The organism is Micromonospora sp. GCM10011541, from assembly GCF_042650725.1.
Lineage (GTDB): Bacteria > Actinomycetota > Actinomycetes > Mycobacteriales > Micromonosporaceae > Micromonospora > Micromonospora sicca.
Window position 1 is genome coordinate 62884 of sequence record NZ_JBHSBP010000009.1, and the last position, 19103, is coordinate 81986.

Here is a 19103-nt window from a genome sequence, read left to right on the forward strand (position 1 = left end):
ACCGGCATGATGCCGGTGTGGGCCGGGCGCGGGGGCACGGCCCGGACGGGTGGAGGGACGACATGAGCACGCCGACGACACGCCCGGCCACCCTCGACGACGTCGCCCGGGCCGCCGGGGTGTCCCGGTCGACCGCCTCCCGGGTGATCGCCGGCACCGGGTTCGCCTCGCCCGCCGCCCGGGACCGGGTCGCCGCCGCCGCCGACCGGCTCGGCTACGTGCCGAACCAGGCGGCCCGCGCCCTGGTGCGCGGGGCCGGGGTCCGGCTGGTGGTCGCCGTGTCCGGCACCGACGCCACGGTCCTCGACGACCCGTACGTGGACCGGGTGGTGGGCGCCGCCGCGCAGGTCTGCGCGCCGCACGGGGTCGGGGTCGCCCTGGAGTGGCTGTCCCTGCGCGCGCCCGCCGGCCTGCGCCGGCTCGGCGAGGACCGGAGCGTCTGCGGGGTGGTGCTGGTCAACACCACGGAACCGGTGCTGGCCGCCGTGCCGACCGGCCTGCGCGGCCGGGTCGCCTCGATCGGCATCGGCTCGGCGGCCGTGCCCTCCTTCGACGTGGACAACGCCGCGGGCGCCGGAGCGGTGCTCCGCCACCTGTACGACTCGGGCCGTCGCCGGATCGCCATGGTCACCGGACCCCGCTGGCTGTCCTGCGCGGGGCGGTCGGTGACCGCGTACCGGGCGCTGATGCGCGCGGCCGACCTCCCGGTGCGGCTGGTGGCCGGCGACTTCAGCGCCGCCCGGGGCGGCCGGGCGGCGCTGGAGGCCGTCACCCGGTGGCCGGACACCGACGCGATCTTCGCGGCCAGCGACGCCACCGCGCTCGGGGTGATCTCCGCGCTGCGGGGGCGCGGGATCGGGGTGCCCGGCGACGTGGCGGTGGCCGGGTTCGACGACATCCCGTACGCGGCGGTCAGCACGCCCGCCCTCACCACCGCCACCCACCCGGTCCGGCGGATCGCCACGGCGGCGGCCACCGCGGTGCTGGACGGCCGTCGGGTGCCGCCGGTCACCGCGTTCCCGTCGACGCTGGTGGCCCGCGAGAGCGCCTGACCGGCGGCGCGGCCAGCGCGGCCGGAGCCCGGACCGGCCGGAAGCCCGGCCCGGAGAGCGCCCAACTGGGCGGTTGACCGGCGGGAAGCGGGGTAACCGCGCGGGGATCGGCCGACGGGAGGGGGCGAGACGAGGTGACGGAGCCCGCGCCGCCGCACCGGCGACCGGAGGAGGAGAACCCGCGGCACGGCCGGCTCCACGCCCGGCCGGCCCCGCCGGTGACCCGGGGCGCCACCGGCCAGACCACGCTGGCCGCGCCGGGCGGTGGCCCGCCGGCGCTGCTGTACGCCCCGGCCGGCGACGGGCCGTACCGGGTGGTGGTGCTGCTGCACGGGGCCGGCGGGACGGCCCAGCAGGGGCTCGACCTGCTGCTCCCGCTGGCGGACACCCACCGGCTGCTGCTGCTCGCCCCGCAGGCCACGGCGAGCAGCTGGGACCTGATCGTCGAGGGGTTCGGCCCCGACGTGGCCCGGATCGACGAGCTGCTCCGCACGGTGTTCGGGGCGTACCCGGTGACCGAGGTGGCGGTCGCCGGCTTCTCCGACGGCGCGTCGTACGCCCTGTCCCTGGGCCTGACCAACGGCGACCTGGTCGACGCGGTGCTGGCCTTCTCCCCGGGCTTCGCCGCGCCGCTGGTGACCCACGGCCGGCCGCGCGCCTTCGTCTCGCACGGCACCGACGACCGGGTGCTGCCGGTGGACGTGTGCAGCCGGCGGCTGGTCCCCCGCCTGCACACCCTGGGCTACCCGGTGGAGTACGCCGAGTTCGCCGGCGGTCACGAGGTGCCGGCGGAGATCCGGCAGCGGGCGGTGGCCTGGCTCGCCGGCTGACGCCGGTCAGGCGGGTCCGGTGACCGCGGCGTCCACCCGGCCCAGCACGGTGGCGTCGTCGTCCCCGCCCACCCCGCGAAGCAGGTCGATCGCGGTGGCCCGGAGCTGCCCGATGATCATGGCGAGCGGGAGGGTCTGGCCGGGGGTGAAGAGTCGCCCGGCGACCCGGACCGCCGCCAGCGCCGCCGCGTCGGCCCGCTCGGCGTGCCGGTCGGCGGCGCCGTCCTGCCCGCCCAGGTCGGCGGCGAGCGCGTCGCCCGCCGCGCGGAACGCCTCCGCCAGGGTGCGGACCGCGGCGCCCAGGTCGGCCGGCGCGGGCGCCGGTCCGCGGACCAGGGTGACCGCGGCCCGGGCGAGCACCCGCACGTTGCGGACCGCATAGTCGATCTGCCGGATCGAGCCCTCCACCGAGCGGAGCCGCCCGATGTGGCGGCGTCGCCGCAGGTTGAGCCGGAGCGCCTCACCCGCGGCGAGCACCGCGCCGCGCAGCCGCTCCACCCCGGCGTCCGCGTGCCGGGCCCGGTCCAGCGCGGCCAGCGCGGCCGCCTCGTCGCCCCGGTCGAGGGCCGCCGCGATCTCGTCGAGGAGCCCGGCCAGTTCCTGGAAGGTCTGCCGGAACTCGGCGACCAGCGGCGCCAGCGGCCGCCGGGCGTCGACGAGCTGGCTCGCCGCGACGGCCACCGCGCCGCCGATCAGCGCGTCGACGAACCGGAACGGGATCAGCGACTCGGTCGGCGGCGCCACCACCACCAGGTAGAGCGCCGAGACGGCGGCCTGCACCACGGAGACCGAGCTGGCGCCGAGCGCCACCGCCAGGGCGACGGTCAGCAGGATGACGGTGAAGACCGTCCAGGTGGTGCGCGGACCGAGCGCCTGGACGACCAAATCGGCGACGAGCACCCCGGCGGCCACCCCGAGCAGCACCTCCACGGCCCGGCGCATCCGCTGGCCCCGGGCCTGGCCGAGCACGATCAGCGCGGCGGCCGGGGCGAAGAACGGCTGCGGATGGCCGACCAGCCGGGTGGCCAGGACCCAGGCGACGGTCGCCGCGAGGGTCGCCTCGACCACCGGCAGCCAGCCCCGCCGCAGCCGCCCCGCGGCCTCGGGGAACCAGCCCTTCCGTGCCATCGTCGCCTCCTCATCCGCCGGACCGATCCACCCATGGTGCTCCGGGGCGGCCCGAGCGGCAGCGCTCGGAACCGTCTCGCGCCGGTGAAGGTGATCACCTTTCCGCGTACCGGCGACGTCGCGGCCGGCCGGCCCGCCCGCCGCGAGCCGGCCCGCGCGCCGCGAGCCGGCCTGCGCGCCGCGAGCCGGCCTGCGCGCCGCGAGCCGGCCTGCGGGCACGAGCGGTCGCGCCGACCGGTCGAGCGGCCACAGTGGAGACCCCGAAAGGTCGAGGCGCCCCGATAGCCGCGCGCACGGCTACGATCTGTCAGTCGGCGGCGAGGCGGGCGTACTCCGGGGAGGCCAGGAACCGGGTGAGCAGCTCCGCCGTGCCCGGGGTGTACGGCCGGCCGTCGAAGAGCTCGGCCGGGTCGGTGAAGACGATCGCGGCGCCCTCGCCGAGCACCACGTCCCGCTGCCCGGCCCCCGTCGCGCCGCAGAAGTAGTGCTTGACCCGGTCGATCTCGGGCAGCTCCTGGGTGGCGAAGAGCCGCAGCCCCCCGTCGGGGCGCAGCCCGGTCTCCTCCCACAGCTCCCGCAGCGCGGTCTCGTCGATGGTCTCCCCCGGCTCCCAGTGCCCGCCCGGCAGGCCCCAGACGTTCGGGTGGTGCGGGGCGTGCGCGTCGCGGAGCTGGAGCAGCAGCCGCCCGGCGCGGTCGACCAGCAGGACACAGGCGATCGGGTGCATCCGGCCAACCTACTGCCCGACGTCCGCCGCCGCGGTCCCCCGGCCCGGTCGGCCCTGCCGCGCGGCCGCTGACCCTCGGACGAGCAATGATCTCCGTCTCGAATTCCGAAAGGGGGCAACCCTTCAGAATATCGATCACCCGCGTTTTCCGGGCTCGGCCGAAAGGGACGGTGGGCCGGTAAGATCGGCGACAGCCTTGTGACTGATCGCTGACTGCTGGACGTGATGGCGATCACACACACTGTGCCCATGAATACGAGACTCGGCCGTGGTCGGGCATTCCGCCTCGCGGTGTGTCTCGCGCTCGTGGCGGCGCTGAGCGGGTGCATGCAGCTCAACCTCGGGCTGACCGTGAACGCCGACGACACGGTCGACGGCCAACTCCTGCTGACCGCCGAGAAGTCCCTGCTCAGCCAGCGCAAGGGCGGCATACCGACGGCCTTCGCCGAGCTGCGGCAGAACATCCCCACGCTCCCCGCCGGCACCGAGAGCCGGTACGAGGACTCCCGCTTCTACGGCATTCAGATCGCGTACCGGGAAAAGCCGCTGGCGGAATTCACCAGCGAGAGCGTGAATCTTGTCCGGGACGGCGATCTCTATCGCTTCACCCTTCCGCTGGACCCGAAGAAATACGGCGGAAAGGTGGCCGAGCAGGATCCGCGGAACCAGCAGGCGTTCATGCAGTTGATGTCGTTCGAGATATCGGTGACCTTCCCGGGCCGGGTGATCGACAGCAACGGCACCGTCAACGGCCGGTCGGTGAGCTGGAAGGTGATCGCCAACCAGCCCAAGCCGCCGGAGCTGCGCGCGATCGCCGAGGCGCCCCCGAAGCCGTCCGCCTCCGGCGCGGGCGCCGCCGCCCCCGCCGGGGAGGACTCGTCGTTCCCCTGGCTGCCGGTGGCCGGCGGGGTGCTCCTCCTGCTGCTGGTCGCCGTGGTCGTCGTACTCCTGCTCCGCCGGCGCGGCCCGGCCACCGCGCCCCCGGCCGCCACCCCCGCGACTGCACCCCCGGCCGCCAGCCCGACCACCGCGCCCCCGGCCGACCAGCCGGGGCCGGTCTGACCCACCGCGTCACCCGGGCGGCCGGCGCCCGCAGCGGCCGGCCGCCGCACCTCACCCACCACCCCGCCCGCACCACCGCACCAGCCGAAGGGAGATCGCCGTGGACGGTCTCTTCACCTTTGCCGCCCTGGGCAGCCTCACCGGCGCCAGCGCCGCCACCCTGCTGACCGCCAACGTCATCGGCGGGCTGATCGGCCCGAGCGGCGACAAGGCCCGCAAGTGGATCGCGCTGGGCACCGCCCTCGCGCTGTCCTACCTCACCGCGGCCTTCGCCACCGACGCGGGCACCGAGAAGTGGATCATCGCGTTCTTCAACGGGTTGGTCATCTTCTCCGCCGCCCTCGGCATCAACCAGCTGCCCCCCGGCAACCGGCAGGCGACGAACGCGTCGCCGACCCAGCTCGCGCAGGGACGCGAGCCCCGCTACATCCGCTCGTGGGTCTGAAAGAAGGTAACCCCATGGTCTTCGGCATCGTCAGCGCCGTCGTCCACATCGTCCTCGGCGCCCTGTTCGGCCAGTGGGTCGGCGGCACCCTCGGCCTGGTGATCGGCGCCGTCGTCGGACTGCTCGTCGGCGCGCCCTTCGGCTGGGCGATCAGCTCCGCCGGCACGTACGCTCCGGACGCGAAGGGCATCTTCCTCTTCGTCGTCGACCACACCTGGAGCCTGCTCAACACCGCCGTCGGGGCGATCTACCTCGCCGGGCACCTGGTCTTCGGGCACCAGCTCGACCGGGTGATCTCGCCGGCCAGCGGCCGGGTCAACGTGGTCGAAGGGGTCTCGCCCCGGTACGCCACCACCATCGGCACCGTCTGCGCCGGGTCCAGCAGCGGCATCCAGCGGCACGAGGACGTGCACATCCTCCAGGCCCGGCTGCTCGGCCCGCTCTACCTGCCGCTGGTGGTGCTGAACTACGTGCTGTTCACCGTCGCCCCGGTCTGGCTGCTCTGGCACGACCACACCAACGCGCCGATCAACCGCTTCACCCGCTACTTCGAGATCGGCGTCTACCCGCACGTCTGGAACGAGGCCATCGCGTACCGGATCCAAGGGACCCCGCCGCGATGACCGGACCGATCGAGACGGCCGTCGCGGACCTCGCGGCCTGGCTGACCGGGGCGGCGGGCGACGCCGTCCCGGTCGGCCCGCCCCGTGACGACGCGGACGGCGGGCTCACCGTCTGGCCGCTGGAGCTGCGGCCGGCCCGGCAGACCCGGGGCAGCGGGGCCCGCGAACCGTACCGGTTCGTGGTCCGGCTGCTGGTCTGCGCCACCGGACCGGCCGCGCTGCCCCGGCTGGACCGGGTGCTGGCCGCCGCGGCCGCGGCCGGCGAGCCGGAGGTGACGCTGACCGCCGGCGACCCGGCGTTGTGGCGGGCCTTCGGCGTCGCGCCGCGACCGGCCCTGCTGGTCGACGTGCCCGCGCAGATCGCCCGCCCGGTGCCGCCCGCGCCGCCCGTGCTGCGGCCGCTGCGGCTGCGGCAACTGGAGATGCGCACCCTCGACGGTCGGGTGGTCGGGCCCGAGCAGCAGCCCCTCGCCGCGATGCGGGTCGAGGTCGTCGGCACCCCGTACACCACGCACACCGACACCGCCGGCCGGTTCCGGCTGGCCGGCCTCCCGCACGACCCCGACGAGCCGGACCGGCCGGTCCGGGTCCGCCTGGTCGGCCGGGGCCGCACCCACACCGCCGAACTCGACCCGGCCGACCCCGACCTCGTCATCGTCTGCGCGCCGCCGGCCGACTGAGCCGGCCCGCCGACCGCACCCGCACAGGAGGACCGATGCCCACCTACTTCTCCCCCGGCATCTACGTCGAGGAGGTCCCCAGCGGCGCCCGCCCGATCGGACCGGTCGGCACCAGCACCGCCGCCTTCGTCGGCGTCGCCCCGGACCGCACCGCGCACGTCGACCGCGCGGTGGCCGTCAACTCCTGGTCGGAGTTCCTGCGGCTCTACGCCGACGGCGAGCACCTGGAGAGCACCCCGCTGGCCCGGGCGGTCTTCGGCTTCCTCGACAACGGCGGCACCCGCTGCTGGGTGGTCAACGTCGGCGAGGGCGGCCAGCTCACCGGCACCGGCGGCCGCCGCGGCGGGCTGCAACTGCTCGAGGCGGTCGACGAGATCTCCATCCTCGCCGCACCCGGCTTCCACGACCCGGTGTCGCACGAGGCGCTGCTCAGCATGGCCGAGCGGCTGCGCACCATGGTGGCCATCTGCGACCCGGCCCCGGACATCGACGACATCTCCGCGCTGACCCGCGTCGCCACCCCCGGCCCGGCGAAGCCCGCCAGCAAACCCGACGGCAAACCCGCCGACGGTACGCCGAAGCCGGCCGACGACGACGCCGAGCCGGACGGGCCGGCGGCCGCGTACCGGCCCCGGCAGTCGGACTTCGGCACCTGCTACTTCCCGTGGATCCGGGTCCGCGACCCGCTCAGCGGCGACCTGGTGCTCACCCCGCCGAGCGGGCACGTCGCCGGCATCTGGGCCCGCACCGACGCCCTGCGCGGCGTGCACAAGGCGCCCGCCAACGAGCCGGTCCGCGGCGCCGTCGACCTCGGGCACCTGGTCACCCGCCCCGAGCACGACGTGCTCAACCCCAAGGGCGTCAACGTGATCCGCTACTTCGCCGGCGAGGGCATCCGCCTCTGGGGCGCCCGTACGCTCGCCGCCGAGGCCAGCGAGTGGCGCTACCTGAACGTACGCCGGCTCTCCATCGCCATCGAGCAGGCCATCGCCAACGGCACCCGGTGGATGGTCTTCGAGCCCAACGACTACTCGCTCTGGCGGTCCATCCGGCGGGACATCGGGGCGTTCCTCACCCGGGTCTGGCGCGACGGCGCGCTGCTCGGCCGCACGCCGGAGGAGGCGTTCTTCGTCAAGTGCGACGAGGAGACCAACCCGGCCGACGTCCGCGACGCCGGCATGGTGGTCGCGCACATCGGCATCGCGGTGGTCAAGCCCGCGGAGTTCGTGGTGTTCAAGCTGAGCCAGTGGGCCGGCGGCACCGAGACCGAGACGATCGGAGGCTGACATGCCGACCACGGCCACCCCGCAACCGGGCGCCCCCGTCGACCCGTATCGGGCGTACAACTTCAAGCTGCTCATCAACGGCATCACCAACGGGCACTTCACCGAGGTCAGCGGGCTTGAGGTGACGATCGGCCGGCTGGCGTACCGGGAGGCGGGCAACGACCGGGTCCGGGCGGTCCCGGGCCAGGTCGACTACGCGCCGGTGACCCTCCACTTCGGCCTGACCTCGTCCCGCGAGCTGTGGGACTGGGTGAACGCGGCGGCCAAGGGCACGGTCAGCCGGCGCAACGTCTCCGTGGTGCTGCTGGACCCGGCCGGCACCAGCGAGGTGCTGCGCTGGAACATGATCAACGCCTGGCCGACCCGGTGGCGGGGCGCCCACCTCAACACCCTCGCCCAGGAGATCGCCATCGAGGCGCTGACCCTGGCGTACGAGGGGCTGGAACTGGAGTCCGGCAGTGCGGCCGCCCCGACCACCGCGTGACTGGCTGGCCCGGGCCCTGCGCACGGCCGCCGAGGCCGCCGACCGGCTGGCCGACGCGGTCGAACGCGACCCCCACCCGCCCCACCTCAGCCCCGCCCGGCCCCCCACCGGCGCGGCCGATCCGCACGCGACCGCCCCGGACGACCACCCCGCCCCGCCCCGCCGCCCCGGCGAACCCCCCGAGCACTGGCTGCGCCTGGTCGCCACCCACGCCCCCGGCCTCCTCCACGACCTCCCCGCCCGCCTCCCCGCGCCGGTCCTCGGTCATCAAGAGGTTCGGGTCGGATCCGGGCCGCTCGCCGACGCTAACCTCTTGGCCACCGAGGACGGGAGGTCGGGCCGGCCGGGTGGCGCGGTCGGGCGGGACGCTGCTCACACGGACGGGACCCCGGTCCGGTGTGACCCGCGCCCCGCGGACCGGCGCGGCTCCGGCCGCCGGGACGCGCGACCGGGTGGGGCGCCGCAGGCCGGCGGGCTTCCCGGTACGCCGGATGGCCGGCGCCACTCGGACGTCGGCCCCACGCACCCGGGCCCCAGCACCGCCCAGCCCACGCCCGGCCTCGACAGCGGGTGGACCGCGCACCCGGGACCCGGTAGCGCGCAACCCGCTCCCCGCCTCGGCAACACGTGGACCGGCCTCGACAGCGCGTGGACCGCGCACCCGGGGTCCGGCACGGCGTTGCCCGGCCCACCCGGCGTCGTCCCCGGCTGGCCGGGACGTTCCCAACCGGGCGCCCCGATCGGCGACGCGCCGCACGACAGCCACCCGAACCAGCCCGGCGCGCCGGGCGACGACCACGACCCGGCGAGCGGCCGGGTGACCGAAGCGGCGACCGGCCGGGTGACCGGCGGGGCTTCCGCCGGCAGGGGACCGCGGGACGGGGCGGGCGACGGCGTCCAGGCTCTGCGGGTGCGGTCGTCGTCGTTCCAGCGACAACAACCGCACCGGAATCCGGGCGTCCCCCGCCCGGACGGGGAGCCGGCGGGGCGGCACTCCTCCGGCAGTCACCCGCCGGGCCCGGCCGTCGACGCCGGCACCGCTCAGACCCCGAGGGAACCCGCGTCGGTCCGCCCCCGCGGCCCGGGTGAGGAGTGGAGCTGGCGGTGGACGGGGCCGGCCGGGACGCCGCCCGCGCCCACCGCCGGTGCCTGGCCGGCGCTGCCGGCCGAGGCGACCCGATCCGCCCCGCCCGGGGTACCGCCGGCCGGGCCGTCATGGCCGGCCGGGACAGGCTTGCCGCGGGCCGGCGAACACCCGCGTGATCCGTGGCCGGCGCTGCCCGACGACCGGGAGCTGTGGGCGCCGGCCGCACCCGCCGGCGACGCCGCGCGGCGGCGCCGGCTGGACCGGGAACAGGCGGCTGGCTGATGGAACGAGTCGCCTTCCTCGTGGACGAGTCCGGCACCCGGGTCGACTGCCTGCTCAACCCGGAGACCGTGCAGGTCACCCGGCTGGCCGGGGTACGCCCCCGGGGCGGCGCCGACGGTCAGCTCACCGGGGCCGGGCTCGCCGACGATCCGCTGGTCTTCACCGGCGGCGGCCGCACCGAACTGGTCCTGGACCTGCTCTTCGACGCGGACTTCGTCGAGGCCCAGGTACGCCCCGAGGACGTCCGGACGCTGACCCGTCCACTGTGGCTGCTGGCGGAGAACTCGGCCGCCGAGCACGGCTGGCTCCGGCCACCCCTGGTCCGCCTGGTCTGGGGCAAGACCTGGAACGTGCCCGGCGTCATCGTGGCCGTGGCGGAACGCTTCGACGCGTTCACCCTCACCGGCACCCCGCGCCGGTCCTGGCTGCGGCTGAAGCTGGTCCGGGTGGCGGAGGGCGCCGAGGCGGCCCGGGCGGGCTTCGAGGAGGAGTTGGCCGCGGCGAGCAGCCCCACCGTCCCGCCCGGCTCGGCGGTGGTGGCCGCCGCGGACGGCGCCGCCGAGCCCGGCTGGTCGGGGGTGCGCTTCGACCTGCTCGCCCACGACGCGCTCGGCTCGCCGCTGCGCTGGCGGCTGCTCGCCGAGCACAACCGGATCAGCGACCCGCTGACCGTGCCCGCCGGCACCCCGTTGGCCGTGCCCCCGGTCACCGCGTCCGCCGCCGGGTCGGGAGGTGCGCCGTGACGACCGTGCCCCGGACACCCGCCGTCACCGTGGACGGCGTGCCGCTGCCCGACGCCCGGCGGCTGCGCGCGGTCCGGGTCGCCGCCCGGCTGGACCAGCCGACCCAGTGCGAGGTCACCCTCGCCGCCGGCCCGGGCGCGGTCGCCCTCGACCCGCCGGTACGCCCCGGCGCCGCCCTCGACCTCCGCCTGGACGGCCACCCGGACGCCCTGTTCACCGGCGAGGTCACCTGCGTCGAGCTGGAGTACGCCGGCGACGGCACGGCCCTGCTGCGGATCCGGGCGTACGACGGGCTGCACCGGCTGCGCAAGCGGCAGCAGTTGCGGGTCTTCGAGTCGGTGACCGCCGCCGACCTGGCCCGGGAACTCTGCGCCGACCTGGGGTGGACGGTCGACGCGAAGACCGACGGGCCCCGGCTGGACCGGCTGCTCCAGCACCGGCACACCGACCTGGAGCTGCTGCGCGAGGTGGCTGGGCGGGCCGGGCTGCACCTCGCCGCCGACGGGGACCGGTTGCGGCTGCTGACCCTCGACGGGTACGGCGAGCCGGTGCCGCTGGCGCTGGGCGCCTCGGTGCACTCGCTGCGGATCGCGGAGAACCTGGACCGGGCCGGCGGGGAGAGCGCCGCGCTGGGCTGGCACCCGCAGCGCGCCGAGCCGCTGCGGCAGCAGGTGGGCGAGGCCCGCTCGGGCCGCCGGATCCCGCTGACGCCGCACCCGGGCGGGGTGGGCGCGGACGGCGTACGGACGGCGGTGGACCAGCCCGGCCGCAGCGACGACGAGCTGGCCGCCCTGGCCCAGGCCGGGTTGGACGCCCGGGTCGCCGCCCTGGTCACCGCCGAGGGGGTGGCCGAGGGCGACCCGGCGCTGCGCCCGGGCCGGCGGATCCGGCTCACCGGGGTTCCCGAGCCGGTCGCCGGGGTGTACGTGCTCACCGAGGTGGTGCACACCGTGGACGGGAACGGCCACCTGACCGCCTTCGCCACCGTCCCGCCCGACCCGCCGCCGAGCCCGGCGCCCGTCCCGGCGACGGTCACCCTCGGCACGGTCACCGACGTCGACGACCCGGACCGGCTCGGCCGGGTCCGGTTGACCCTGCCCGCGTACGGGGACCTGGACGCCGGCTGGCTCGCGGTGGTCTGCCCGGGCGCGGGGCGGGGCAAGGGCATCGTGGCGCTGCCCGACCCGGACGACACCGTGCTGGTGGTGCTCCCCGGCGGGGAGCCGGCGTCGGGGATCGTCCTCGGTTCGCTCTTCGGCGCGGTCGAGCCGTACGACGCGGGGATCGTCGACGGGCGGTCCCGGCGCTGGTCGATGCGGACCGGGACGGGCCAGTCGATCGTCATCGACGACGACGGCCGCACGCTGCGGCTGGCCACCGACGGGGGCAGCTTCGTGGAGCTGCGGCCGGAGCTGACCACCGTGCACGCGGCCGGCGACCTGGTGCTCTCCGCGCCCGGCCGGGCGATGGTGGTCCGCGCCCGGACCGTCGACTTCCTGCGCGCGGAGGCGACCGAGGACGCCGACACCGCCGCGGCGCAGGCCCGCACCCTCGCCCGGGCCCACGGAGGTGGCTGATGCGCTGGATCCACCGTGACTCGCTGATCGTGTGCGACCACGACGGTCGGGTCGCCAATCGCGCCTCGCAGCACTGGGTGACCGTGCGGGGCGTGCCGGTGCTGGTCGACGCCGACCCGGAGGGACGGGACATCACCGCCTGCCCCAACTACGGGCCGACCATCAAGCCGTGCGCCAAGACCCTGCGGGTCAGTGTCGGCTACAGCGCCTGGCTGCGGGTGGACGGGCACCGGGTGGTGCTGGACAACCTGGACGGGCTCACCGACGGCACCCCGCCGGGGCTGGTCCACCACACCGTCCGCGACCCGCGGCAGACCTTCCTGGAGGCGGACGCATGAGGGCCTTCCGCTTCGTCGGCGCCGGCTTCGACGCGGGTCGCACCGGTGGGCTGGCGCTGACCGCCGCCGGCGGGCTCGCCATGACCGACGGCGACGAGACGGTACGCCAGGCGCTGTTCCTGCTGCTGTCCACCACGCCGGGCGAGCGGCTGATGCGACCCGGGTACGGGTCGCGGCTGCACCGGCTGGTCTTCGCGCCCAACGACGACACCACCGCCGGGCTGGCCATCCACTACGTCCGGCAGGCGATCCGGCGGTGGGAGCCGCGGGTGGAGGTGATCGACGTGGACGCCGGTCCCGACCCGGACGACCCGTGGCGTCTCGTCATCCGGCTGGACTACCGGGTCCGCGCCAGCCTCTCCCCCGGGCAGCTGGTCTTCTCCGTCGACCTGCTCCCCGACGACGACCCGCCGGACCACGACCGCGCCGAGGGAGACCCGTCATGACGCTGCCGGTGCCGCACCTCGACGACCGCGCCTTCCTCGACCTGGTCACCGAGGCGCGGGAACGGATCCGCCGGTCCTGCCCCGACTGGACGGATCTGTCCGCGCACGATCCCGGGATGGCGCTGCTGGAGGCGTTCGCGTACCTGACCGAGGTGATGATCTACCGGCTGAACCAGTTGCCGGAGAAGGCGTACGTCGCGTTCCTGAACCTGCTCGGGGTGACCCGGCACCCGCCGTCGGCGGCCTGGGCGGACGTCCGGTTCACCCGGACCGGCCCGGACCGCGGCGCGGTCCGGATCCCGGCCGGGACCCGGGTGGCCGCCGCCCGCGGCGCCGACCCCCGGCCCGTCGTCTTCGTCACCACCGAGCCGGCGCTGCTGCCCGCCGGGGAGACCGAGGTGACGGTACGCCTGCACCACTGCGAGCCGGTCGAGGCGGAGCTGCTCGGCACCGGCACCGGCCAGCCCGGCCAGGTGCTGCGCGCGGCGAAGGCGCCGCTGGCCCGCACCGCGGAACCGCTGGACCTGCTGCTCGGCGTGGAGGTGCCGGCCGGCTCGGTGGAGCTGGGCGCGGCGGCCCGGGAGCACGACGGGCGGACCTTCGAGATCTGGCAGCCGGTGGACAGCTTCGCCGGGCTCGGTCCGCAGGCCAAGGTGTACCTGGTCGACCGGGCCTCCGGGGTGGTCACCTTCGCCCCCGCCCTGGACCTGCGCTCGACCGCCGGACCCGAGCCGGACCCCGCCGGGGCGGAAGTCGGGGCGGCGGGCGGGCCGGTGACGGTGGCGGCCGTGCCGCCGGCCGGGCGGCAGATCCGGCTCTGGTACCGCAGCGGCGGCGGCCCGGCCGGCAACGTGGCCGCCGGGACGCTGACCAGCCTGCGCGACCCGCTGGCCGGGCTGAAGGTGGACAACCCGGAGCCGGCCGGCGGCGGGCGGGACCTGGAGTCGCTGGAGTCGGCGCTGGCCCGGGGGCCGTACGAGTTCTTCGCCCAGCAGCGCGCGGTGACCGCCCGGGACTACGAGATCCTCGCCGCCGGCTCCGGCGCGGTGGCCCGGGCCCGGGCCTTCACCCGGGCCGCCGTCTACAGCTTCGCCCGGCCCGGCGAGGTCGAGGTGGTGCTGGTGCCGTACGTGCCGGAGGCGGCCCGCCCCGGCGGCCGGCTGCCGGTGGCGGTGCTGCGCGACCACGAGGTCGAGGAGGCCCGCCGCCGGGTCGCCGACGACCTGGAGCGGCGGCGCGCGCTGGGCACCAGCGTCCGCGCCGGTTGGGCCCGCTACAAGGCGGTGTCGATCCGGGCCCGGGTGGTGGTCCGCCGGGAGGAGGACGTCGACGCGGTCCGCCGGCGCATCCACGACCGGCTGCACCAGACGCTCAGCCCGCTGCCCACCCCGCTCAACCCGGGCGGCTGGGCGTTCGGCGAGCCGCTGCGGGCGTCCAACGTGTACCGGATGCTGGAGCACGCCGAGCCGGGCGTGCGGTACGTCGAGTCGGTCCGGTTCGTGGTCGACGAGGCCCCCGACGCGCAGGTGCGAACCCTCGCCGTCGACCAGTACCAGCCCGGCACCTGGTACGCCGGGCGCGGGCCGGTGCTGTTCCGCTCCACCAACGCCGGGGCGGGCTGGGAGCCGGCGGGCCGCTTCGACGCCGAGAGCGTGCTGCGGGTGGCCCCCGCCCCCGCCCCGGTGCGCCCCGGCATCGTGGCCCGGGCCGGTTCGGTGGCCGTGGTCACCGCCCGGGACGCCGGCGGCTCCCGGGTGCACCTGAGCACCGACCTCGGCGAGACCTGGTCGCTGCTGACCGACCTGGACTCCCGGATCCAGGACCTGGCCTGGATCGACCGGGACGGCGCCGGCGCGCTGCTGCTGGCCACCGACACCGGCCTCTACGAGGTCTCCCTGCTTCCCGGCTCGGTGCCGTTGCAGATCCTGGTCGACCCGTCCGACGCCGACCGCGGCTTCTACGCGGTCCGGGCCTTCGTCTCGGAGCGCGGCGCGCCCGGGGTGGCGGTGGCCGCGCAGGCCGGGTTCGGGGTCTACCTCTCCACCGCCGCCGGCCGCCCGGGCACCTTCGCCCACGTCGGGCTGGCCAACGTGGACAACCGGGTGCTCGCCGTCCAGTACGACGGCCCGGCCACCCTGCTGTGGAGCGGCGCCGGCGAGCCGGACCCGAAGAAACCGGGGCAGGGCTGCCACCGGACCCGGCTCTTCGAGTCCGACGTCAAGTGGCAGGCCGTACAGGCCGGCTGGATCGGCGGCACCTGCCGCGACCTGGCGTTCACCGGCTCGCTGGCGGTGGCCGCCACGCAGAGCGGCGGGGTGGTCCGGCTGGACACCCTGGCCGCCCAGCCGCAGTGGCAGCCGGTGATGGTCAACTGCGGGCTGCCGCTGCGGGACCGGTCCCGGTTCGTGCCGGTGGACGCGGTCGCCGCGAGCGGCGCGGCGGACCGGTTGATCCTGGCCGGCGGCGATCGCGGGGTGTACCGCAGCGGCGACGCCGTCGACTGGGCGGCCAGCGCCAACCAGGCCACCGCCGACGTGGTGACCGTCCCCGGTACCTGGCTGCTCTGCTCCGGCGAGCACGACATCGAGGTGGTGCGGCAGGATGCGCCGAGCGGCGATTGAGCGGTTGCTGCCCGCGGCGTACCAGCGGGCGAGCGGGCCGGGCAGCGTGCTGGGCGCGCTGCTGGACGTGATGGAGGCGCTGCACGCCCCGGACGAGGCGGTGCTCGCCGACGTCGACGCGCTCTTCGCGCCGTACCGGACGCCGGACGGCTTCGTCGCGTACCTCACCCGGTGGGTGGCGATGGACCACGTGGTGGCCGCGCCCCGGCCGGACACCCCGCTGCCGCTGCCGGTCGGACGGCTGCGGGACCTCGTCGCGCACGGGGCGCTGCTGGCCCGCTGGCGCGGCACCCCGTACGGGATGCGGACCGCGCTGGAGCTGGCGACCGGGGTCACCGGGTTCGTCCTCGACGAGCCCGCGGACCGCCCGTTCCACGTGGTGGTGGGGGTGCCGCCGGCCGCCGCCGACCAGCTCGCCGTGGTCACCCGCATCGTCGAGGCGGAGAAACCGGCCGCCGTCACCGTCGAGATCACCGTGCTCGGTGACGCCGGCGTCCCGGACCAGCCCGCGTCGGAGCCGGCCGCCGACGCCGGGCCGGGCCGCGCGGTCGGCCGGGCCCACGTCCCGTCCCCCGTACCCCGTGACCAGCCGTAGAGGAGCCGTCATGACCACCGAATGGGCCGTCGTCGCCGCCGCCGGACAGTTCACCCTGGACGCCCGCAACAGCGGCGAGCTGACCTTCACCGTCTCCAACCCGGGCATGGCGCCGGACACCGTGGTCTTCGACGTGGCCCCCGGCGAGGGCACCCAGCGGGGCTGGTTCACGGTGGCCGAGCCGCAGCGGGTGGTGCCCGGGCAGGGCTCGGTCTCGTTCCTGGTCCGGCTCGCCGTGCCGCCCGGCACCCCGCCCCGGCGCTACGACATGACCGGCTTCGCGTACTCGGCGAACACCGCGCCGGAGGAGAGCTCCCGCTCCAGCGGCCGGGTGACGTACGACGTGCGCGCCGTCGTACCGCCCAAGCGCGCGCCGTGGCCGTGGATCGCGGCCGCCGCGGCGCTGGTGCTGGTGGTGGCCGGGGTGGTGGTCTGGCTGGTGAGCCGGCCCGGCGAGCAGCCGCCGCCGGCCGCGCCGCAGGTGGTGACGCTGGAGGCGGAGAGCCTGGTGGGCGGCGCGACGGTGGAGTCGCCGGCCGGCGCGGCGGTGCAGGTGGTGGAGCAGAAGAACTGCTGCGACGTCACCTGGTCCGGCGGCGCGCAGCTGTTCTTCCTCGGGCTGGCCGTCGGCGACCGGGTGACCGTCACCGTCGACATCCCCGCGGACGGCACCTGGCGCCTGTCGACCGTGCGCACCACCTCGTTCGACTACGCCAACACCATCTTCGTGGTCGACGGTCGGCAGGTGGGTGGCACCTTCTTCGGCTTCACCCCCACGGTGGTCAAGACGGACTGGTTGGACGTGGGCACGGTGGAGTTGAGCAGGGGCCCGCACCGGCTGACCCTGGTGGCGGTGAGCAAGACCCAGGGCTTCGACCGCTACTTCGCCGGGGTCGACCAGATCCGCTTCACCCAGCTCGTCCAGCCATGAGCGGCCGGCAGAAGCTGCTGCTGGCGGCCCTCGCGGTGCTGCTGGTGGCGCTCTACCTGGTCGCGATGGCCGGCGGGCCGGGCGGCCGCGGCGACCCGGCCGCCCGGCCGGGCTGGCTGGACCGGCTGAGCGGGCCGAGCCGCACGGTGGACCCGGCCACGGTCACCGCCGACTGCCCGGGCGCCCCCGCCCCGCCGTCGCCCGCCGCCGGCGAGCCGAGGGTGGTGAGCTTCGTCGCCGGCTGCGTGCTGCGCATCGCCGACCCCGGCGGCCTGCGCACCCTGGTGCTGCGCAGCCGGGCGCCGTTCGGGGTGGCCGCCCCGGCGCCGGGCGACGCCGAGGTCACCGTCCGGGACGAGGTGGAGCCGGCCGCCGACGGGGAGGCGGTCGCGAAGGTGGCCGTCGACCGGGCCACCGCCGTCACCCTGCGCTGCCTGGGAGGTACCGGATGCGCGGTCACCGTCGCCCCGTCCTGATCCACCGGTACGGACCGGAGGCCCGTCATGGGTGAGCTGCGTAAACCGTTCCTGCTGCTGGCGCTGCTCGCGGTGCTGCTGGTGGTCGGGCTGGAACTCGGCGCCGCGCTGCTCACCGGGGGCGGGGACGCCGGTGGCGCGCTGCGGGACAGCGCCGGTCAGCTCGGCGTCGAGTTGGGCGACATCGGCTCGGTCACCCAGCCCTCCGGTCGGGGCACCGGCTACCTGGCGCTGATCGACGTGGTGGCGCTCTGGACCACCGGGCTGTTCTGCCTGAGCCTGGTGGTGCCGGACCGGATCCAGGGGCGGGTGCAGGGGTTGGCCACCCTGGTCTTCGCGGTCCTGCTGCTGATCGCGTCGGTCGTGCTGCTGCTGGTGGCCTTCGTGGAGCTGACCGTGCTGGTGTCGCTGTTCCTGGCCGCCCCGTTCGGCACGCTGGCCTACCTGGCGGTCTGGGGTTTCTTCCCGGTCGGCGACGCGGCGGTCCTGCTCGGCCTGGTACTGCTGCTCAAGCTGGTCTGGGCCGGGCTGCTGGTGCTGGCCCAGCCGCGCTTCCTGCAGAACAGGGGCCTGGTGCTGCTGATGCTGACCACCCTGCTCTGCACCGTGCTGCTGGAGTTCCTGCACCGGCTGGTCCCGGGCATCCTGGTCAGCATCACCGACGACGTCGGGGCGCTGGTCTTCGCAGTGGTCGCGATCGTCTGGTCCCTCGTCCTGCTGATCGGCTCCATCCCCGCCATCGTCAAGGCCCTCCGCACCACCGCCACCACCTCCGGTTGATCGGCGCCGGTCACCCGACCCCGTCGACGCGGTCCGCGGCCCGCTCCCGGCGCGCCGCCCGCCGGCCCCGCCAGATCCGTACCGCGATCGCCAGCAGCACCACCGCGAGCAGCACCTCTCCACCCAGCCCGAGCCGCCGCTCCAGCAGCCGGTACGAGGCGCCGGCCAGGTAGCCGAGCCCGGCCACGGTCGCCGCCCAGATCGCCCCGCCGGTGATGTTGGCCAGGGTGAAGGTGCGCTGCGGTATCCCGCTGATGCCCGCGACACCCGGCACCAGCGCCCGCAGCGCGGCCGCCCACCGGCCGAGCACCACGGCCAGGGCCCCGCGCCGCCGGACCAGGTCGAGCGCCCGGCGCAGCTCCCCCGAGCGGACGAACCGGCGCGGCAACCGGTCCAGCAGCCGCCGGCCGTAGCGGCGCCCGACCCGGTAGCCGACCTGGTCGCCGAGGGCCGCCCCGACCAGCGCGGCGACCACCACCGCCCAGAGCGGCAGCCGCCCCTCGTGCGCGAGCACGCCGCCGACCAGCACGGCCACCTCCCCGGGCACGAGCAGGCCGAGGAAGGTCGACGCCTCCAGCGCCGGCAGCAGGAAGACCAGGGCCAGCACCAGGGCGGGCGGCAGCGCCACCAGCAGGTTCAACACCCGGTCCATCCGCCGATTGTCGCCCCGCCGGCTCGCCCCCACCCCCGCGTCACCCCACCCGCCGCTTCCCCGGGGCAGCCGGTCGGCGGGTGATCCCGCCCACCGGACGGCCCGAACTCGCCGGGCCGAGGAATGAATCGCGAGCGTGCCGGGGACAATAGTGAGCGACGTGAGGGTCACCGCGCGAGCGAACGCCCGAGCCGGGGGTACGTGGACGGGATCTCTCCGGCGGGTCCTGAGCGTCGGTCACCCGTGCGGTCGCGGGCC

21 protein-coding genes are annotated in these 19103 nt (G+C 76.1%); 18 read left to right on the forward strand and 3 right to left on the reverse strand.

Annotated features, from left to right (window positions below):
• The first annotated feature begins 62 nt into the window (after positions 1-62).
• Both ACFOYX_RS03165 and ACFOYX_RS03170 read left to right on the forward strand, forming a co-directional pair.
• The gene (locus ACFOYX_RS03165) at positions 63-1052 is read left to right on the forward strand and encodes a LacI family DNA-binding transcriptional regulator (protein ID WP_322441936.1); all 990 of its coding nucleotides are present in this window, start codon (positions 63-65) and stop codon (positions 1050-1052) included.
• A gap of 134 nt (positions 1053-1186) precedes the next feature.
• Positions 1187-1882, forward strand: a complete 696-nt coding sequence (locus ACFOYX_RS03170; RefSeq protein WP_322441937.1) for a phospholipase — start codon at positions 1187-1189, stop codon at positions 1880-1882.
• Positions 1883-1888: 6 nt separating this feature from the next.
• Here the strand turns inward: ACFOYX_RS03170 and ACFOYX_RS03175 are convergent, their stop codons facing one another.
• Both ACFOYX_RS03175 and ACFOYX_RS03180 read right to left on the reverse strand, forming a co-directional pair.
• Positions 1889-3010, reverse strand: coding sequence for an FUSC family protein (locus ACFOYX_RS03175; protein ID WP_322441938.1), 1122 nt, complete (start codon positions 3008-3010; stop codon positions 1889-1891).
• A gap of 307 nt (positions 3011-3317) precedes the next feature.
• Positions 3318-3737, reverse strand: a complete 420-nt coding sequence (locus tag ACFOYX_RS03180; protein ID WP_322441939.1) for an NUDIX hydrolase — start codon at positions 3735-3737, stop codon at positions 3318-3320.
• Positions 3738-3986: 249 nt separating this feature from the next.
• Here ACFOYX_RS03180 and ACFOYX_RS03185 point away from each other — a divergent pair, with 249 nt between their 5' ends.
• The 16 genes from ACFOYX_RS03185 to ACFOYX_RS03260 all read left to right on the forward strand — a co-directional run bounded on the left by ACFOYX_RS03185 (position 3987) and on the right by ACFOYX_RS03260 (position 18193).
• On the forward strand, positions 3987-4799 hold the full coding sequence (locus ACFOYX_RS03185) for an LppM family (lipo)protein (RefSeq protein WP_322441940.1): 813 nt from the start codon (positions 3987-3989) through the stop codon (positions 4797-4799).
• A 100-nt stretch (positions 4800-4899) separates the two neighbouring features.
• Complete coding sequence (locus tag ACFOYX_RS03190; RefSeq protein WP_322441941.1) at positions 4900-5244, forward strand: hypothetical protein; 345 nt, start codon at positions 4900-4902, stop codon at positions 5242-5244.
• A 14-nt stretch (positions 5245-5258) separates the two neighbouring features.
• On the forward strand, positions 5259-5867 hold the full coding sequence (locus ACFOYX_RS03195) for a glycine zipper family protein (protein WP_322441942.1): 609 nt from the start codon (positions 5259-5261) through the stop codon (positions 5865-5867).
• Positions 5864-6547 (forward strand): carboxypeptidase-like regulatory domain-containing protein, encoded by a 684-nt coding sequence (locus tag ACFOYX_RS03200; protein ID WP_322441943.1) that lies wholly within the window; start codon positions 5864-5866, stop codon positions 6545-6547. Before ACFOYX_RS03195 ends, ACFOYX_RS03200 begins: the two co-directional genes overlap by 4 nt.
• Before the next feature lie 35 nt (positions 6548-6582).
• Positions 6583-7833: a phage tail sheath subtilisin-like domain-containing protein gene (locus tag ACFOYX_RS03205; protein WP_322441944.1), complete on the forward strand. Its 1251-nt coding sequence runs from the start codon at positions 6583-6585 to the stop codon at positions 7831-7833.
• 1 nt (position 7834) lies between these two features.
• Positions 7835-8317 (forward strand): phage tail protein, encoded by a 483-nt coding sequence (locus ACFOYX_RS03210; protein ID WP_109800943.1) that lies wholly within the window; start codon positions 7835-7837, stop codon positions 8315-8317.
• On the forward strand, positions 8292-9686 hold the full coding sequence (locus tag ACFOYX_RS03215) for a hypothetical protein (RefSeq protein ID WP_322441945.1): 1395 nt from the start codon (positions 8292-8294) through the stop codon (positions 9684-9686). The genes ACFOYX_RS03210 and ACFOYX_RS03215 overlap by 26 nt, the downstream gene beginning before the upstream one ends.
• Positions 9686-10429, forward strand: a complete 744-nt coding sequence (locus ACFOYX_RS03220) for a hypothetical protein (protein ID WP_322441946.1) — start codon at positions 9686-9688, stop codon at positions 10427-10429. Before ACFOYX_RS03215 ends, ACFOYX_RS03220 begins: the two co-directional genes overlap by 1 nt.
• On the forward strand, positions 10426-12006 hold the full coding sequence (locus ACFOYX_RS03225) for a phage baseplate assembly protein V (protein WP_322441947.1): 1581 nt from the start codon (positions 10426-10428) through the stop codon (positions 12004-12006). The genes ACFOYX_RS03220 and ACFOYX_RS03225 overlap by 4 nt, the downstream gene beginning before the upstream one ends.
• A complete protein-coding gene (locus tag ACFOYX_RS03230) occupies positions 12006-12344 on the forward strand; it encodes a hypothetical protein (RefSeq protein WP_322441948.1) in 339 nt (112 codons plus the stop codon). Before ACFOYX_RS03225 ends, ACFOYX_RS03230 begins: the two co-directional genes overlap by 1 nt.
• On the forward strand, positions 12341-12790 hold the full coding sequence (locus ACFOYX_RS03235) for a GPW/gp25 family protein (protein ID WP_322441949.1): 450 nt from the start codon (positions 12341-12343) through the stop codon (positions 12788-12790). Before ACFOYX_RS03230 ends, ACFOYX_RS03235 begins: the two co-directional genes overlap by 4 nt.
• Positions 12787-15411 (forward strand): putative baseplate assembly protein, encoded by a 2625-nt coding sequence (locus ACFOYX_RS03240; protein WP_322441950.1) that lies wholly within the window; start codon positions 12787-12789, stop codon positions 15409-15411. The genes ACFOYX_RS03235 and ACFOYX_RS03240 overlap by 4 nt, the downstream gene beginning before the upstream one ends.
• On the forward strand, positions 15392-16006 hold the full coding sequence (locus tag ACFOYX_RS03245) for a phage tail protein (protein WP_322441951.1): 615 nt from the start codon (positions 15392-15394) through the stop codon (positions 16004-16006). The genes ACFOYX_RS03240 and ACFOYX_RS03245 overlap by 20 nt, the downstream gene beginning before the upstream one ends.
• Before the next feature lie 10 nt (positions 16007-16016).
• Positions 16017-16937 (forward strand): hypothetical protein, encoded by a 921-nt coding sequence (locus tag ACFOYX_RS03250; RefSeq protein WP_238455132.1) that lies wholly within the window; start codon positions 16017-16019, stop codon positions 16935-16937.
• A complete protein-coding gene (locus tag ACFOYX_RS03255; protein WP_322441952.1) occupies positions 16934-17413 on the forward strand; it encodes a hypothetical protein in 480 nt (159 codons plus the stop codon). Before ACFOYX_RS03250 ends, ACFOYX_RS03255 begins: the two co-directional genes overlap by 4 nt.
• Positions 17414-17440: 27 nt before the next feature.
• Positions 17441-18193: a hypothetical protein gene (locus ACFOYX_RS03260; RefSeq protein WP_322441953.1), complete on the forward strand. Its 753-nt coding sequence runs from the start codon at positions 17441-17443 to the stop codon at positions 18191-18193.
• 10 nt (positions 18194-18203) lie between these two features.
• Here the strand turns inward: ACFOYX_RS03260 and ACFOYX_RS03265 are convergent, their stop codons facing one another.
• Complete coding sequence (locus ACFOYX_RS03265) at positions 18204-18845, reverse strand: VTT domain-containing protein (RefSeq protein ID WP_322441954.1); 642 nt, start codon at positions 18843-18845, stop codon at positions 18204-18206.
• Positions 18846-19103 lie beyond the last annotated feature (258 nt).

Excerpts from the sequence above, each read along its gene's own strand:
- ACFOYX_RS03265 (WP_322441954.1), bottom strand. The coding sequence starts at position 18,845 with ATGGACCGGGTGTTGAACCTGCTGGTGGCGCTGCCGCCCGCCCTGGTG.
- ACFOYX_RS03255 (WP_322441952.1), top strand. The coding sequence starts at position 16,934 with ATGAGCGGCCGGCAGAAGCTGCTGCTGGCGGCCCTCGCGGTGCTGCTG.
- ACFOYX_RS03195 (WP_322441942.1), top strand. The coding sequence starts at position 5,259 with ATGGTCTTCGGCATCGTCAGCGCCGTCGTCCACATCGTCCTCGGCGCC.
- ACFOYX_RS03250 (WP_238455132.1), top strand. The coding sequence starts at position 16,017 with ATGACCACCGAATGGGCCGTCGTCGCCGCCGCCGGACAGTTCACCCTG.
- ACFOYX_RS03175 (WP_322441938.1), bottom strand. The coding sequence starts at position 3,010 with ATGGCACGGAAGGGCTGGTTCCCCGAGGCCGCGGGGCGGCTGCGGCGG.
- ACFOYX_RS03210 (WP_109800943.1), top strand. The coding sequence starts at position 7,835 with ATGCCGACCACGGCCACCCCGCAACCGGGCGCCCCCGTCGACCCGTAT.
- ACFOYX_RS03205 (WP_322441944.1), top strand. The coding sequence starts at position 6,583 with ATGCCCACCTACTTCTCCCCCGGCATCTACGTCGAGGAGGTCCCCAGC.
- ACFOYX_RS03245 (WP_322441951.1), top strand. The coding sequence starts at position 15,392 with ATGCGCCGAGCGGCGATTGAGCGGTTGCTGCCCGCGGCGTACCAGCGG.
- ACFOYX_RS03200 (WP_322441943.1), top strand. The coding sequence starts at position 5,864 with ATGACCGGACCGATCGAGACGGCCGTCGCGGACCTCGCGGCCTGGCTG.
- ACFOYX_RS03165 (WP_322441936.1), top strand. The coding sequence starts at position 63 with ATGAGCACGCCGACGACACGCCCGGCCACCCTCGACGACGTCGCCCGG.
- ACFOYX_RS03260 (WP_322441953.1), top strand. The coding sequence starts at position 17,441 with ATGGGTGAGCTGCGTAAACCGTTCCTGCTGCTGGCGCTGCTCGCGGTG.
- ACFOYX_RS03230 (WP_322441948.1), top strand. The coding sequence starts at position 12,006 with ATGCGCTGGATCCACCGTGACTCGCTGATCGTGTGCGACCACGACGGT.
- ACFOYX_RS03185 (WP_322441940.1), top strand. The coding sequence starts at position 3,987 with ATGAATACGAGACTCGGCCGTGGTCGGGCATTCCGCCTCGCGGTGTGT.
- ACFOYX_RS03220 (WP_322441946.1), top strand. The coding sequence starts at position 9,686 with ATGGAACGAGTCGCCTTCCTCGTGGACGAGTCCGGCACCCGGGTCGAC.
- ACFOYX_RS03240 (WP_322441950.1), top strand. The coding sequence starts at position 12,787 with ATGACGCTGCCGGTGCCGCACCTCGACGACCGCGCCTTCCTCGACCTG.
- ACFOYX_RS03180 (WP_322441939.1), bottom strand. The coding sequence starts at position 3,737 with ATGCACCCGATCGCCTGTGTCCTGCTGGTCGACCGCGCCGGGCGGCTG.
- ACFOYX_RS03235 (WP_322441949.1), top strand. The coding sequence starts at position 12,341 with ATGAGGGCCTTCCGCTTCGTCGGCGCCGGCTTCGACGCGGGTCGCACC.